This is a genomic window from Rathayibacter sp. VKM Ac-2926, from assembly GCF_022815565.1.
Lineage (GTDB): Bacteria > Actinomycetota > Actinomycetes > Actinomycetales > Microbacteriaceae > Rathayibacter > Rathayibacter festucae.
Genome location: NZ_JALGRS010000003.1, coordinates 209,708 through 224,986, shown reverse-complemented (window position 1 = coordinate 224,986; position 15,279 = coordinate 209,708). Strand labels below are relative to the sequence as shown.

Genomic DNA, 15,279 nt, shown 5'->3' with positions numbered 1-15,279 from the left:
ATCGAGTAGCCCCGCAGGGGCGTATCGAGATCCCGCCTCCTCAGCGCTCCAGGTGCGAGTACTCCGGCAGCGCGATCGCGTCGGCGGGCGGCGTGAAGAACCGCCCCATCGTCCGCCCGATCACCGGTGTCGCCGCGACCTTCACCGCGAGCCCGAACGCCGCCACTCCGAGCCGCGACACCGGGTTCGCGACCCGCGGCACCCCCGGCGGCAGCGCCTGCGCCTGCGTCACGTAGGGCCGCATGATCCGCTCGTACCCCGCGAAGCCGTCGCGCAGATCCACGTGCGCGGCGAGCTCGCCGGCGAGCACGTACGCGCCCGCGAGCGACAGGCTCGTCCCCATCCCGCTGACCGGCGAGGCGCAGTAGGCGGCGTCGCCGACCAGCGCGACCCGTCCGCTCGACCAGCGCGGGGCGTGCACCTGGCCGATCTGCTCGTAGTAGAGGTCGTCGGCCTCGTCGAGTCCGCGGAGGACGCGCTGCGCCTCCCAGCCGGCGTCGCCGAAGACCGTGCGGAGGTGCGCGCGCTGCTCGTCGAGCGAGCGGCGCTCGGTGCTCGCGCGGTCGAGGCGGCGGTCGATCACCTGCGAGAGCGCGACGCGGAGGGTGCCGTGCGGGTCCGGGCGGAGGGTGATGCTGCGTCCGCCGGCCGCGCTGTACCAGCGCCACCAGTCGTCGTCCGTTGCGGTGCGCGGGATGGTGGCGTAGGAGGTCTCGAGGCCGAGCGAGCGGATCTCCGGCTCGGTGCCGAAGACGAGGCGGCGGGTGCTCGAGCCGATGCCGTCGGCGGCGACGACGAGGTCGAAGCGCTCGTCGGGGGCGTTCTCGAAGGAGACGATGACGCCGGTGCCACTGTCGCTCAGTCCGGTGATGCGGTCGCCGTAGCGGTACTCGGTGTGCTCGACGGTGCGGTCGACGAGGAGCCGCGCGAGGTCGCCCCGGAGGATCTCCAGCTCGGCGGTCGCGCCGCCGCTGTCGGAGGTGCCGGCCGGGAACTCGGCGAGGGTGCGCCCGCCCCGGCCGACGAAGCGGGTGCCGACCTCGCCGGTCGTCGCGGCGCGGATGTCGTCCTCGAGGCCCATCCGGCGGGCGACCTCGCGGCCGGCGCCCCGGACGTCGACGTTCTGCCCGCCGAGCCGCAGTGCGGGCGCGCGCTCGACGATCGTCGCCTCGACGCCGTAGCGGTGCAGCCAGAACGCGAGAGCGGGGCCGGCGATGCTGGCGCCGGAGATCAGGACACGGGTCACGTTTGCCGCCTTCGTTGATAATCAATGAGATTGGCAATCTACACCGTTATCGTGGAGGCATGAGTGACAGCATGCCCGATCTCGGCATCCGGACCCGCGTGCGCCAGGTGACGGAGCGGCAGCGGCTCTTCGAGCAGTCGCTCACCCGCGCGCTCGCTATCGACGCCGTCGGGCTCGACGCGATGACGCACCTGATGTCCGCGGGTCCGCTGACGCCGACCGAGCTGGCCGGGCGCCTCGGCGTCTCGACGGCGGCGATGACCCTCGTGCTGAACCGCCTCGAGGCGGCCGGCCACGTCCGCCGCGAGCGGCACCCCACGGACGGGCGGAAGCTGATCGTGACGGCCTCGGAGGAGTCGGCGCGGCGTGCGCAGGAGCGGGTCGCCCCGCTGATCGCGGGCGTCGAGGCGGTCGTCGCCGACCTCGAGGAGGCCGAGCGCGCGACGGTGCAGGCCTTCCTCGACCGCCTGCTCGCGGTCTACGACGCGGCGACGGACTGACGCGCCGGCGTCCTGGCCGTGGTGGGTCTCGATACGCCGCTGCGCGACTGCTCGACCAGCATGGGAGGGGTACTGGTCCTCTGGCATGGATCGCGCCCGGATCCGCGGGCGGAATCATGCTGATCGAGTAGGCCGCGAAGCGGGCGTATCGAGATCCACGTGTTCGGTGGGTGGGTCTCGATACGCCGCTGCGCGGCTACTCGACCAGCATGGGGCGCCGTCGAGTGGACGTGGGACGGGGTCTGGCGGAGCTGCGGGGCCCGATGCGGGTCCGTTCGCGGGAGCTGGGCTGGACGAGTGGACGCGTGCGGGGCCCTGCTGGAGGTGCAAGGCCCATTCCGGGTCCGCTCGCGCGGTCATGCTGATCGAGTAGCGCGCGGAGCGGGCGTATCGAGATCCACCACCCTCCGCACCTGAGTCTGCAGACCCGCCGTGCTGAGGACGGTGGGTCTCGATACGCCGCTGCGCGGCTACTCGACCAGCATGCATGAGCCGCTGGGTCCGTCCGCCGCTCCATGCTGATCGAGTAGGCCGCGGAGCGGGCGTATCGAGATCCACGTGTTCGGTGGGTGGGTCTCGATACGCCGCTGCGCGGCTACTCGACCAGCATGCAGTGCGCGGCTACGTGGCCAGCATGAGGGTCAGCAGCTGCGCGCGGAGTACGCGGCCGGGACCACCGTGGTGACGGGGGCGCCGTCGACGGTGGCGGTCGCGGTGACGGTGGCCTGGCCGGCGGGCACCGAGGCGGCGCGCGTCGAGAAGGCGGCGGAGGCGTTCTTGCCGGGGAGGATGCCGGTGAACTCCTTCGAGCCGTAGGCGGAGGCGACGGTCATCGAGACGGGGACGGTCGCGTTGTTCTGCGCCGTGACCGTCAGGGTGACCTTGCCGGCGATGCAGCGGGTCGTGGCCGTCACCGCGACGGCGAGGGCGGCGGGCGCCTTCAGCGTCACGGTCACGGTCGTCGTCTGCGAGACGGTGCCGTCGGCCGAGGTGACCGCGATCGTGCCCACTCCGCCGTTCGCGGTGGTCGGCTGCGTCACGCGCACGCGGGCCGCCGAGTCGGTGGCCACCGCGGTGAGCACCGGCATCGTCGTGCCGTCGACGGTCACGGCGTAGGAGCCGCGGGCCGGCTCGAAGCCGGCGACGCCGACTCCGTTCACGCGCAGGGCGCCGAGGGTGGCGACCGCGGCGGGCGACGCCACCGACTCGTACAGCTTCGTCTCCGACACGATGAGGTGCGTGTTGGCGTAGGCGTTCATCACGACGCGGAAGGCCTTGGCCGTCACCGGTGCGAAGGTCGCGGTCAGCGTCGGCGCGGTGCCGTCGGCGGGCGCGGCCAGGGCGACCGCGGACTCGTAGCCGGGGACCGCGGTCCAGGTCGTGCTCGAGGCGCCCTGGTACTGCAGCTGGTAGCTCTGCGCCCAGCTGGTGCCGCCGTCGCGCTGGAACTGCACCGACACCTGCTGCACCTGGCGGGTGGCGGGGAAGGCGTAGGTCAGGCTGCTCTGCGCGGCCTTGGTGCCGCTCGTCCAGTTGGACCAGCCCTTGTCGCCGTCGACGCCGTTGCGGGTGCGCTCCGGTCCGTAGCCCGACTCGGACGAGGTCGCGGTCGCGACGATGCCCGCATCGGGGTTGAAGTTGCGGAGTGTGCCCGCGGTGACCAGCACCGTCAGCGTGGCGGGGAGGGTCTGGCCGTCGGCCGTCGCGGTGCCGGAGATCGTCACCGATCCGGGCGCCGCGAGCGAGGCGGTGGTCAGCGGCGTCCAGTCCCAGGTGACCGGCACCGCGAAGGTGCTGGTCGAGGCGCCGACGCGGGCCGGCACGCTGGTGGGGGCCGCGGCCTGCACCGCGGCGACGGAGGCTCCGGCGGCGACGGTGAGCGACGCCGGGTCGGTGGCGGTGAGGCCGCCGACGTCGACGAGCGCGGTGACGGGGATCGACTGGCCGAAGAGGTCGGTCGCGGTGCCGGTCACCTCGACGCGGCCGGCGGCGGCGTAGGCCGAGTCGGCCGGGCGCTGCCAGGTGACGGCGATCGGTGCGCCGGCGCCCCAGGCGTACTGCGGGGCGATCGAGGCGGGCAGGGTCGGCGCGACGCCGACGGTGGTGCGGACGGCGACCGTCTGCGCGGCGGACGGGGCGAGGTCGCGCAGCGTCCAGGACTGGTTCGCTCCGCCGTTCGAGCCGTAGACGCCGACCGTGGTGTTCTCGGTGCTGGACTGGCCGTTGACGTCGAGCGAGAGCCCGATCGACTCGTTGACCAGCGTGTAGGCGGTGCCGTCGGTGGTGCTGACGATCCAGCGGGTCGCGGCGTCGGCCTTCGCGGCGTCGACCGAGAGGGTGCGCAGGTCGGTGCCGGCGCTCGTGGCGCCGAGCACGCGGCCGTCGCTGCTCTGCAGCACGACGCGGCGGGTGGCCTCGCGCTCGCCGGGGGCGACCTCGCGGACGGTCCAGCTCTGCTTCGCGGCGGCGGTGGAGTCGGTGGCGAGGGTGGTGATCGTGGTCGCGGCGCCGGTGGGGTTGCCGGTCAGCGCCTTGCCGCTCTGCGTGCCGACCAGCTGGTAGCGGTGGCCGTCGCGCAGCGCGGGGGCGGAGTCGGCGACGCCGGAGACGCCGTCGATGGAGAAGGAGGTGACCGACTTGGCGGGCACCGTCACGGTCGCGGTGCGCGACTCCCGGTCGATGGCGACCGCGGGCTTCGCGACGAGCGCGTTGCCGGTGGGCGCGGCGGCCGAGGCGGCCTGCGTCGTGACGTACGGGGTGACCGTGGCGCCGGCGGCGATGCTGCCGAAGCGGGAGAGGTCGAGCACGACGGTCTTCGCCGTCGCGCCGGTGTTGGTGTGCACCACGGTCGCGCCCGAGCCGTCGCCGCGGACGGCGGCGGTGGAGGAGGGGTCGTTCGTGGGCATCAGGTGGTCGCCCTCGTGGACGAACTTGGTGAAGTTGCGGATCGTGTTGAACTTCGAGTTCGTCTCGACGCCGCAGACCGGGGCCTTCGTGGAGTCGCCGCCGGCGTCCGCGACGCGGCGCGCCGACTTCCAGACCTCGGTCCCTGCCTCCTGGTACGGCTTGCAGTCGAGGTCGATGAAGATCGAGCCCCAGTTGAGGTTCTCGCCCTTCGGGCTCATGTTGTAGAGGTCCTCGACCGGCTGCCAGAGCACCCAGGCCTTCGGCTCGAGCTCGCGGAGGTCGTCGTTGATGCGGCCGGCGATGCCGAGGCCGTTCTCGATGTTGACCGGGTCGTAGCCCGCGACCCAGTTGCCCTCGATCTCGCTCATCCAGAGGTCCTTGTCGGCCTGCTTGGCGAGGTCGCGGACGGCGAGGCGGTCGGAGGTGCCGTAGGTGTGCACGTTCATCCGGTCGACTTCGGCGCGGACGGCGGCGGAGTAGGCGGCCCAGTTCGTCTTGAAGATGCTGGGGTTGGTCTCGTCCATCGCGGCGATGCCGGCGTCGCTGGAGGACGCGGCGAGAGCGGCGGCCACGTCGGGGATCAGGTCGGCCTGGCGGGTCGGGCCCATGTGCATGCCCTCCTGCCGTCCGCCGGTCGGCACGCCGTTGGTGAGCTGCGTGCCCCAGTAGTTGGTGTTCGGCTCGTTGAAGGGGTCGAGGGTGTCGAACTCGATGCCGTACTCGTCCTCCATGTGCGTGGTGACGGTCGCGAGGTATTGCGCGAACTTCGCCTCTGCGGCGGGCTTCAGCTGCTCGCTGGTGGCGTTGAAGCCGCCGGAGACGTAGCCGCTCTCGGTCATGAAGTAGGGGGCGGAGTTGGCGAACGCCTCCCAGTGCGAGATCTGCTTCTCCTCGGCGAGCTTCTCGACCCACCAGCGCTGCGTCTCGTCGCTCGTCCAGTCGTAGGAGGAGGCGTCGCCGGCGTTCCACTTCGCCAGGAGCGCGTCGCGGTCGGCGTAGTTCGTGCTCGTGCCGCCGTAGGTCGCGGCGTCGCCGGCCGGGTTCTGCTTCCACCAGCCCTCGACGGCGCCGCCGGGGCGGAGGTAGTCCTTCACGTCGGAGGCGTTGCCGCCGCCGATGTTGTAGCGGGCGATGTTGAGGTCGAGGCCGTCGTCGCCGAAGACCTTCTGATACAGCTCCTCGCGGAGGGCCTCGGGGTAGTTCCCGGTGGCGTTGGCGAACCAGACCAGGCTGGTGCCCCAGCCCTCGAAGGACTCGCCCGCCGCGGCGGGGTTGGGGGTGATGCGGAAGGCGTCGGCGGCCTGCGCGGGGGCGGCCGCCGCGGGGAGCGCGAGCAGCGCTCCGGCGGCGAGGGCGGCGCTCGTGGCGAGCGCGGCGATCCGGCCCGCCTTCCGGCGAGTGCGTCTGGCAGTGGACATCGACATCGATGCGTCTCTCTTTCAACTCTGAAAGGGGAGCTGTTCACGTGAACACGCCCGGTGCCTCCGACTGTACATGTTGACGTCAACAGGCGGAAGGGCGACGGGCGTGCTCGCGACTCCGCAGAAGTTGTCGTACCGGAGCGCCGAGTACGACAACTTTCGCGGAGGCGTGCCCGCTTCCGTTGCGGCCCTGCGCAGAAGTTGTCGTAGTGGGGCGTCGAGTACGACAACTCTTGCGGAGGAGTGACGGCGGGGTGGCGGGGCAGCGGGGCGGCGCTCAGATCGCGTGCGGGCGCTCCGGGAACGCCTCGGGCTCGCACTGGATGGTGGCGTGGTCGATGCCGTGGTCGTCGTGCAGGACGGCGAGCACTCCGGCGAGGGCCTCGCGGTAGTCGGCGTCGGCGGCGACGACGATGTGGCCGGTCGCGCTCTCCATGCCGGAGGTGATGGTCCAGACGTGCAGGTCGTGCAGCGCGAGCACGCCGGGGACGGCGCGGACGTCGCGCTCGACGGCGGCGAGGTCGACGTGCGCGGGCGCCGACTCCATCAGGATGCCGAGGGCCTGGCGGGTCAGCGACCAGGTGCGCGGCAGGATGAGCAGGCCGATCAGCACGCCGACGATCGGGTCGGCCCAGGCCCAGCCGGTGGTCAGGAGCACGATCGCGGCGAGGATCACGCCGATCGAGCCGAGGGCGTCGCCGAGGACCTCGAGCGAGGCCCCGCGCAGGGTGATGCTCTCCTTCGCGCCGGCCGAGAGCAGGCGCAGGCTGACCAGGTTGACCGCCAGGCCGATGACGGCGGTGATCAGGAGCGGCGCGCCGGGCACCGCGGGGGGCTCGGCGAAGCGCCGGACCGCCTCCACGATCACGAAGCCGGCGACGCCGAAGAGCAGCACGCCGTTGGCGAGCGCGGCGAGCACCTCGAGCCGGTAGGAGCCGTAGGTGCGCGCCTTCGCGGCGGGGCGGGCGGCGAGCGAGATCGCGGCGATCGACATCCCGAGCGCGATCACGTCGGTGCCCATGTGCGCGGCGTCGGAGATCAGCGCGAGGGAGCCGGTGGTGAGGCCGACGACGAACTCGACGACCGCGAAGGCGGCGGTGAGCACGAAGGCGATGACGAGGGGGCGCCGGTGGCGGGCGGCGGCGGAGCCGGCGTGCCCGTGGTCGTGTCCCATGCGACTCCCTGTGCTCCGCTCACCGCGACGACCGCGGACGTATTGTCGTATGCACACTTTTGCACATATCGGCTCGGATGCGAAGGGTGCCCGCGCCGATCCGCCTGCGACACTGGAGAGGTGTCGTCCTCCCGCTCGCTCCGCACCCTCCGCGGTGTCGTGGCGGCGACGGTGGCGACCCTCACGGCCCTGTTCTCGCACGTCGCGGGCGGCGGCGAACTGCCGGGCCTCCTCGGACTCGCGGTGCCGCTCGTGCTGTCGGTGCCGGTCTGCGTCGCGCTCGCCGGCCGCGGGCTCTCGCTCGCGCGCCTGGCCGCCTCGGTCGGAGTGAGCCAGCTGCTCTTCCACGCGCTCTTCGAGATCGGCGCCGCGGCGGGGCCGGCCGGTGCGGCGCACGCCCACGGCGGCCCGATCGACGTCAGCGCCGCGACGGCCCACGCGGGCGGGCACGACTCCTCGATGGGGATCGCGCACCTGCTCGCGGCGGTCGTCACGATCGCCGTCCTGCACCGGGGCGAGGCGCTGCTGATCGCGGTCGCCGCGACGACGGCCCACGCGGCCGCGCGACTCGTGCGGGTGCCGGCCGTCCCCGTCCTCGCGGCGGCGACCGGGCGCCGCTCGTCGACCGCGCCGCGCGCGATCCTCCCGGTCGTGGCGGACGTGCTCGCCGACACCGTGCCCCGCCGCGGGCCGCCCGCCGCCCCCGCCTCCTGATCCTCGACGCGCGCTGCGCGTCCTCATCGACCCCTGCCCGCGGGCGGGGTCTGTGCGCGATGCCCCGTCCCTCCGGACCGGCCGCGCGAAGGGAGCCACTGCTGTGGCGCACGCACCGTCCTCCACGCCCCTCGGCCACGACGACCACGACGACGACCTCCTCCCGCCCGGGCGGCCGGCCGCCGCTCCGCTCCGCGCGGCGGAGGCGACCCTGCTGCTCGCCGTCCCCGCGGCGGTCGCGGTCGCGCTCGCCGGGCTGACGTGGACCGGCGCGTTCTCGACCGAGACGCGCCTGATCGACCCCGGCGAGCTGGTCACCCGCGGCCTGCCGATCGCGCGAGTCGTGCACGACACCGCCGCGTCGCTGACGATCGGCCTGCTCACGGCCGCGACCTTCCTCCTGCCCGGTCAGCGGATCGCGCCCGGGATCGTCTCGTACTCGCAGAACCGGGCGCTGCGCTGGGCGACCTGGTCGGCGGCCGTCTGGGTGGCGTCGGCGCTCGCCGTGCTCGTCTTCACGGCGGCGAACGCGATCGGGCAGCCGCTGGACGCGCCGGGCTTCCGGACCCAGCTCGTCTTCTACGCCACGCAGCTCGAGCTGGGGCAGACCCTCGTGGCGTCCACGGCGTGCGCGACGGCGGTGCTGCTGCTCACCCTCTTCTCCCGGCGGCTCGGCTGGGTGGCGGCGGCGACCGCGATCGCCGTGCTGGCGCTCCTGCCGCTCTCGCTCTCCGGGCACGCGGCCGGCGCGGACGAGCACGCGAACGCGGTGAACAGCCTCGCGGTGCACCTGATCGGAGTGACGGCCTGGGCGGGCGGGCTCGCCGCGGTGATCCTGCTGCGGCGGACCGTCGGCGGCGAGATCGGCACGGTCGTCGCGCGCTACTCGGTGCTGGCCGGATGGGCGTTCGGAGCGGTCGCCTTCTCCGGGCTCGTCAACGCGTCGCTCCGGATCGAGGGGCTCGAGGACCTCGGCACGCCCTACGGGCAGCTGCTGATCGTGAAGGCCGTCGCACTGCTCGCGCTCGGCGGCGCGGGCGCCTGGCACCGGCTGCGGCTGATCCCGCGGCTGCGCGCGGACCCGGCCGATCGCCGCGCGTTCACCGCGGTCGCGGTCGGCGAGGTGCTGGTGATGGCGCTGACGATCGGCGTCTCGGTGGCGCTCTCGAACAGCGCGCCACCGGTCTCGCAGGACCCGGTGAGCGGCGATCCCAGGCGCAGCCTGCTCGGCTTCCGCTACCCGCCCGAGGTGACGCCCGAGCGGATGCTCGACCAGTGGCACCTCGACGCGGTGTGGCTCGGGATCGCCGTCGTCGGCGCCGCCCTCTACGTGCACGCGGTGCTGAAGCTCCGGCGCCGCGGCGACGCCTGGCCGCTCGGCCGCACGCTCGCCTGGGTGGCCGGCTGCGCCGCCCTCGCCTACACGACCAGCGGCGGGCCGGGCGTGTACGGGCAGGTGCACTTCAGCACGCACATGATCCAGCACATGCTGCTGATGATGGTCGTGCCGCCGCTGCTGGTGCTCGGCGGGCCGGTGCTGCTCGCGCTGCGGGTGCTGCCGGTGCGCCGTGACGGCGGGCGGGGGCTGCGCGAGTGGATCCTCGCGGTCGTGCACTCGCGCTACCTCGCCGTGCTGTCGAAGGCGCCGGTCGCCGCGGTGCTCTTCGCGGGGAGCCTCGTCGCGTTCTACTACACCGGCTGGTTCGAGTGGGCGATGTTCAGCCACCAGGGCCACGTGCTGATGACCCTGCACTTCCTCGCGACCGGCTACCTCTTCTTCTGGGTCCTGATCGGCGTCGACCCGGGGCCGGACCGCCCGGGGCACGTGCTGCGGCTGCTGGTGATGCTGGCGACGCTGGCCTTCCACGCCTTCTTCGGCCTGGCGATCATGTCGCAGACCACCGTCCTCGCCGCGCCCTGGTGGACGGCGCTCGGGTACACCGACACGGAGGCACTGCTCGCGGATCAGGGCGTCGGCGGCGGGATCGCCTGGTCGGCGGGCGAGATCCCGATGGTGCTGATCGCGCTGGTCGTCGTCGCGCAGTGGGTGCGCTCGGAGGAGCGGACGGCCAAGCGCTACGACCGCCGGGCCGACCGGGACGGCGAGGCCGAGCTCGCGGCGTACAACGCGCGGCTGGACCGGCTCGACCGCCGGGGGTCCTGAGCGGCGGGGCGACCGGCCCCGCCGGCGCGCGTCAGTGGCGCGAGGCGGAGTCCGCGTCCCAGAGGGCCTCGAGCGGATCGTCGGCGTCCTCACCGGCGAGGAGCTCGGCGTGCCGGCGCTCCGCCTCCTCGGCGGAGATCTCGCCGAGGTCGATCGAGGCGCGCAGGGCCGCGGCCCGGCCGCCCTCGCGGGTGAGGAACGGGTCGGCGGGGGTGGCGTGGCGGACGCCGTCGCGGGCGTCGAACGCGGAGGCGGTGATCCCCGTCACCGCGGGGGAGGAGGCGAGCAGGGCCATCGCGACCCGGTCGGCCGCCTGCCAGGCTGAGGCCGACGAGCCGCGCTCGGCGATGATCGGGCCGTCGGGGGTGCCGATGGTGAGCCGCTCGATGTCGGGGAGGAGGCGGAGGATGCGCGCCGCGGCGTCGAGCGCCTCGGCGGGCACGGAGTCGACGGGGCCGGAGAACAGCGGGGTCCAGTCCTCGATCGGGAGACGGTGCCTCCAGGTGTCCATCCGGGCTCCTTCCGTGATCGTTCACGGCGTCGTCACGACGTGCACGTGCCTGAAGGCTAGAGCGGGCCCCCGCGCGCGTCGACCCCCGGATCGAGGGAGTGCGTTTTCGGGACCACTCCGGTCGGGGGCGGCGAGGCCGTCCCTCCGGGCGACCTGTCGAGCTGTGCGGGCGCTGTGCCGCGCGGAGCGCGGGTGGGTGCCTGCGGCGTGATGCCTGGTCGATCCACGTGCCCCGGGGTGACCCCGGAGAGGACGGAGCAGCGCGTGCCCGTCCGCCTCGCCCGGAGGGGCGGTGCCGCCCAGCCTAGGCTGGAGCGCACGAGGCGGGGGGTCGTCGTGCACGGACGGGACGCGGTGGTCGAGGCGCTCGCGCACGCGTTCCTCGGCGCGGAGTGGACCCCCGCCGGGCTGCGCGCCGCGGCCGCCGACTCCCTCGGCGCCCGCCGCCGCTGGATCGGCCCGCTGGTCACCGCGGTGCTCGTCGCCTTCCCGCATCCGCCGCTCGACGCGCCGCGCGAGCTCGCGCAGGTGGTCGCGGGGCTGCTCCCGGAGCGCGCGCAGCCGGTGGTCGCGCACCTCGCGCCGGTTCCCGCGCGGGCTGTGCCCTCCTCCTCGCCGGTGCCGGCGATCGACGGCCGGGACGACCTCGCGCGGCTGCTCGGGCTCGCCGCCTCGCAGCTGGACGGGTTCGCCGACCTCGGGCAGTGGAACCGCCGGACGCCGCACGGTGCTCCGCACCCCGGCGCTCTCCAGAACTACGACCACGTCTGGCGGCAGCGGCCGGGCCGGGCGCCGCGGCTGCTCGAGGTGCCGCGCTCGCGGCTGCGCGCGGTGCAGCGGAGCGTCCTCGACGAGATCGTCGGCCTCGCCCCCGTGCATCCGGCCGCGCACGGCTTCGTCCCGGGGCGCAGCGCGATCACCGGGGCGGCTCTGCACGCGGGCTCGGCGATGCTGATCACCCTCGATCTGCAGCGCTTCTTCGCGCAGGTCACCGCGGCGCGGGTCTTCCGGCTGCTGCGCGGCGAGGGGCTGACCGAGGCGGTCGCCTTCGCGCTGACCGGGCTGTGCACTCACGCCGTGCCGGTCGCCGCGATCCACCGGATGCCCGCCGGCGGCGAGCCGGAGGAGCGGGCCGCGCTGCGCCGCTCCCTCGCCCTCGCGCACCTGCCGCAGGGCGCGCCGACCTCGCCCGCGCTGGCGAACCTGGCGCTGCGCCGCCTCGACGCCCGGCTGACCGGCTACGCCGAGGCGGCCGGCGCCCGCTACACCCGCTACGCCGACGACCTCGCCTTCAGCGGCGACGCGCGCTTCGCCCGGCGGGCGGAGGCCTTCGCCCGCGGGGCGGCGCGGATCGTGGAGGACGCGGGCTACGCCGTGAATCCGCGGAAGACGCGGCTGCGCCCCGCGTCCACCCGGCAGAGCGTGACCGGGATCGTGGTCAACGCGCACCCGGCCGTCCGGCGGGCCGACGTCGACCGGCTGCACGCGATCCTGCACAACTGTGCCGTGCACGGGCCGGCCGGGCAGAACCGGGCGGGGGTGCCCGACCTCCGGGCGCACCTCCTCGGCCGGATCGCCTGGGTGAGCGCGGTGCATCCCGGCCGCGGAGCGAAGCTGAGGGCGGTCTTCGAGGGGATCCCGTGGCCGGAGCCCTCGGGGGCCTCCCCGTCCCTCGATCCCGCGGGGCCGCGCCCGTAGGATTCAGCGGTGCCCGTCACCCTCCCCGCTCCGCGAACGATCGACCCCGCCTCCGTCCCCGCCCTGCGCTGGGGAGTGATCGGCACGGGCATCGCCGACGCCTTCGTCGCGGCGATCCACTCCCGCTCGGTGCAGCGCGCCGTCGCCGTCACCGCGCGGGACGCCGAGAAGACCCGGGCCTTCGCGGACAAGCACGGCATCGCGACGGTGCACGCGACGGTCGAGGAGCTGGTCGCCGACTCCGGGATCGACGCCGTCTACATCGCGACCCCGCACCCGCTGCACCGCGCGCAGGCGCTCGCCGCGCTCGCGGCCGGCAAGCACGTGCTGATCGAGAAGCCGATCGCGATGTCCGCGGACGAGGCGCGCGAGATCACCGACGCGGGCCGCGCCGCCGGCCTGCTGGTGATGGAGGCGATGTGGGCGCGCTACCTTCCCCAGGCCGACGTCATCCGCCAGGTCGTCGAGAGCGGGGTGCTCGGCGAGCTCCGCCTGGTCACCGCCGACTTCGGCTTCTCCGTCCCCGTCGAGCCGACCGGGCGGCTCTGGGCGAAGGAGCTCGGCGGCGGCGCGCTGCTGGACGCCGGGGTGTACCCGATCTCGTTCGCGTCCTCGGTGCTCGGCGCGCCCGCCTCGGTCGTCGCCTCCGGGACCGTCGACCCGGGCACGGGCGTCGACGCGAGCGCCGACCTGCTGCTCACCACCGCCTCCGGCGCCCGCGCGCTGCTGTCGACCTCGCTCCAGACGTCGCTGCCGGTCGAGGCGATGGTCCTCGGCTCGGAGGGGCGGCTCGCGGTGCACAGCCCGTTCTTCGGCCCGAGCGGCGTGACGCTGACGCTCGGCAGCATGAGCTCGGGGCAGGACTCGGAGGTCTGGACCGACGAGGGGCCGTGGCCGTACGGCGCGCTGTCCTTCCAGGCGACGGCGTTCGCCTCCTACGTCGCCGCGGGGCTCGTGGAATCGCCGGTGCATCCGCACCACGAGGTCGTCTCGGTGCTGGCGACGATCGACGAGGCCCGCCGCCAGGTCGCGGCGCAGGCTCAGGCTCAGGCGGCCCCGTCCACCCCGGCCGCGTCTCCCGCTCCGGCCGTCTGATGCGCATCCTCACCTGCCTGCACACGATGGAGGTCGGCGGCAGCCAGATCAACGGGATCGAGCTCGCCGGGCGGATGGCCGCGCTCGGCCACGAGGCGGTGGTCTACGGGCCGGACGGCGATCTGCGCCCGCTGGTCGCCGAGCTCGGGCTGGACTGGGAGGAGGCGCCCGAGAAGGGGCCCCGCCTGTCCTTCCGGAGCATGGCGCGGCTGCGGAGGATCGTCCGCGAGCGGCGGATCGACCTGATCCACGCCTACGAGTGGGCGCCGACGATGGACGCCGCCTTCGGGCCGCACCTGATCGACGGCGTGCCCGTGGTGACCACGGTGCTCTCGCCGGAGGTGCCCGACTTCGTGCCGGCCGCGTTCCCGATGATCGTCGGCGTGGTCGAGCTGCTCGAGGAGGAGTCGCGGCGCCGGCCGACGCTGCACCTGATCGAGCCGCCGGTGGACACCGAGCTGAACGCGCCGGTCGAGGACGCCGCGCGGACGGCGGAGCTGCGGGCGCGCTTCGACGTGCAGGACGGCGAGATCGCGGTCGTCACGGTGGCGCGGCTGGTCGTCGACCTCAAGCGCGAGGGGATCCTCGCGGCGATCGAGGCGGTCGGGCGGCTCGACGCCGAGCGGGGTTCCGAGGGGCCGCGGCTCCGGCTGATCGTCGTCGGCGACGGCCCGGTCCGCGGCGAGCTGCAGGCCGCGGCGGACCGGGTGAACGCGGGGCGCTCGCGCGAGCTGGTGACGCTGACCGGGCAGATGCTCGACCCGCGCGACGCCTACGCGGTCGCCGACATCGTGCTCGGGATGGGCAGCTCCGCGCTGCGGGGGATGGCGTTCGCGAAGCCGCTGGTCGTGCAGGGCGAGAAGGCGTTCTGGCGGCTGCTGACGCCGGAGTCCCTGCCGTTCTTCCTCGACGGCGGCTGGTACTCGCTCGGCGACGGCGTCGACGGGCCGGGGCGCCTCGCCGGGATCCTCGCGCCGCTGGCGGCCGACGCGGAGCAGCGGGAGCGGCTCGGCGCGCTCGGGCGCGAGGTGGTCGTCGAGCGCTTCAGCCTCGCGGCGGCGGCGCGCACCCAGGCGGCGATCTACGCGGAGGCGGTGGCCGCGCGGAGCACGCTGCTGCGGCGGCTGCGCGCGCTGGTGCACCCGGCGGTGCGGTACGCGGCGTACCGGCTGCACCCGCTCAAGCGGCGCGTCCTGGGGCTGCTCGGGCGCTGATCCGGGCGCTCCCCGACAGCTGTTGCCCACGCCGGCGATTCCGTCAAGGGTCTCCTCCTGGCCGCTGAGCGCGTCCTACAGTCCTGTCATCCGGCCGCATCCGGAGACGCCGTCGTCCCGCGACGGCTGCGGGCGCGGCTCCGACGACGGGGAGGACCAGATGTCCAGAGACGACGTGATGCCGGGCCGGTTCGCCCGCTTCGTGAAGTGGGTGCACCGTGCCGACGGCTGGGAGCCGCAGTACCTGCGCGGCCGCGTGCTGGCGAAGACCGACGGCGCCTGGATCGTCGCGGTCGACGGCCAGGAGACCCGCGTGATGAAGAAGGAGTGGAGCGTGTACCGCTGAGACTGCCCGATCGCCGGACGCCGGAGATCCGCGAGACCGGTCCCGGCGCGTTCGTCCTCGAGCTGCGCCGCACCCGCCGCCGGCCGTCCGAGGAGCTCGGCCTGCTGTTGCGCGATCGCGGCCGCTGGATCGCGATCGGTCCGGAGGGCGTGCTCGCCTCCGCGGAGAGCTTCGACGAGGCGCTCGCGACCCTGCAGCCGCCCTGCTGATCGAGCAGGCCGCGGAGCGGGCGCACCGAGATCCGGCGACGCCGAGAGGTGGCCTGCCGTCCGGGACACGGTGGGTCTCG

At 74.2% G+C, this 15,279-nt stretch carries 12 protein-coding genes; 8 read left to right on the top strand and 4 right to left on the bottom strand.

Annotation, left to right across the window (positions count from 1 at the left end):
* Positions 1 to 40: 40 nt before the first annotated feature.
* Positions 41 to 1,246 carry an FAD-dependent monooxygenase gene (locus tag MT351_RS05390; RefSeq protein WP_132435297.1) on the bottom strand — a complete coding sequence of 402 codons (1,206 nt, stop codon included), beginning with the start codon at positions 1,244 to 1,246 and terminating at the stop codon, positions 41 to 43.
* A 59-nt stretch (positions 1,247 to 1,305) separates the two neighbouring features.
* On the opposite strand from MT351_RS05390, the gene MT351_RS05385 reads away from it, so the two are divergent.
* Complete coding sequence (locus MT351_RS05385; RefSeq protein WP_132435295.1) at positions 1,306 to 1,746, top strand: MarR family winged helix-turn-helix transcriptional regulator; 441 nt, start codon at positions 1,306 to 1,308, stop codon at positions 1,744 to 1,746.
* Between the two features lie 641 nt (positions 1,747 to 2,387).
* Here the strand turns inward: MT351_RS05385 and MT351_RS05380 are convergent.
* Positions 2,388 to 6,071 carry a discoidin domain-containing protein gene (locus tag MT351_RS05380; RefSeq protein ID WP_243581468.1) on the bottom strand — a complete coding sequence of 1,228 codons (3,684 nt, stop codon included), beginning with the start codon at positions 6,069 to 6,071 and terminating at the stop codon, positions 2,388 to 2,390.
* A gap of 280 nt (positions 6,072 to 6,351) precedes the next feature.
* Positions 6,352 to 7,248: a cation diffusion facilitator family transporter gene (locus MT351_RS05375; protein WP_123731705.1), complete on the bottom strand. Its 897-nt coding sequence runs from the start codon at positions 7,246 to 7,248 to the stop codon at positions 6,352 to 6,354.
* A gap of 120 nt (positions 7,249 to 7,368) precedes the next feature.
* Here MT351_RS05375 and MT351_RS05370 point away from each other — a divergent pair, with 120 nt between their 5' ends.
* Together MT351_RS05370 and MT351_RS20235 are read left to right on the top strand one after the other, a co-directional pair.
* Positions 7,369 to 7,962: a hypothetical protein gene (locus MT351_RS05370; protein WP_243581467.1), complete on the top strand. Its 594-nt coding sequence runs from the start codon at positions 7,369 to 7,371 to the stop codon at positions 7,960 to 7,962.
* Between the two features lie 103 nt (positions 7,963 to 8,065).
* Positions 8,066 to 10,126 carry a cytochrome c oxidase assembly protein gene (locus tag MT351_RS20235; protein WP_243581466.1) on the top strand — a complete coding sequence of 687 codons (2,061 nt, stop codon included), beginning with the start codon at positions 8,066 to 8,068 and terminating at the stop codon, positions 10,124 to 10,126.
* Positions 10,127 to 10,157: 31 nt separating this feature from the next.
* Here the strand turns inward: MT351_RS20235 and MT351_RS05360 are convergent, their stop codons facing one another.
* On the bottom strand, positions 10,158 to 10,637 hold the full coding sequence (locus MT351_RS05360; protein ID WP_123444444.1) for a hypothetical protein: 480 nt from the start codon (positions 10,635 to 10,637) through the stop codon (positions 10,158 to 10,160).
* Between the two features lie 336 nt (positions 10,638 to 10,973).
* Between MT351_RS05360 and MT351_RS05355 the strand changes: the two genes are divergently transcribed.
* From MT351_RS05355 to MT351_RS05335, 5 genes are all read left to right on the top strand, one after another.
* A complete protein-coding gene (locus MT351_RS05355; protein WP_243581465.1) occupies positions 10,974 to 12,335 on the top strand; it encodes a reverse transcriptase family protein in 1,362 nt (453 codons plus the stop codon).
* A gap of 9 nt (positions 12,336 to 12,344) precedes the next feature.
* Positions 12,345 to 13,430 (top strand): Gfo/Idh/MocA family protein, encoded by a 1,086-nt coding sequence (locus tag MT351_RS05350; protein ID WP_243581464.1) that lies wholly within the window; start codon positions 12,345 to 12,347, stop codon positions 13,428 to 13,430.
* A complete protein-coding gene (locus MT351_RS05345) occupies positions 13,430 to 14,644 on the top strand; it encodes a glycosyltransferase family 4 protein (RefSeq protein ID WP_243581463.1) in 1,215 nt (404 codons plus the stop codon). The genes MT351_RS05350 and MT351_RS05345 overlap by 1 nt, the downstream gene beginning before the upstream one ends.
* 160 nt (positions 14,645 to 14,804) lie before the next feature.
* Positions 14,805 to 14,990 (top strand): hypothetical protein, encoded by a 186-nt coding sequence (locus MT351_RS05340; RefSeq protein WP_123734602.1) that lies wholly within the window; start codon positions 14,805 to 14,807, stop codon positions 14,988 to 14,990.
* The gene (locus MT351_RS05335) at positions 14,972 to 15,199 is read left to right on the top strand and encodes a hypothetical protein (protein ID WP_123444448.1); all 228 of its coding nucleotides are present in this window, start codon (positions 14,972 to 14,974) and stop codon (positions 15,197 to 15,199) included. Before MT351_RS05340 ends, MT351_RS05335 begins: the two co-directional genes overlap by 19 nt.
* Positions 15,200 to 15,279: the final 80 nt, after the last annotated feature.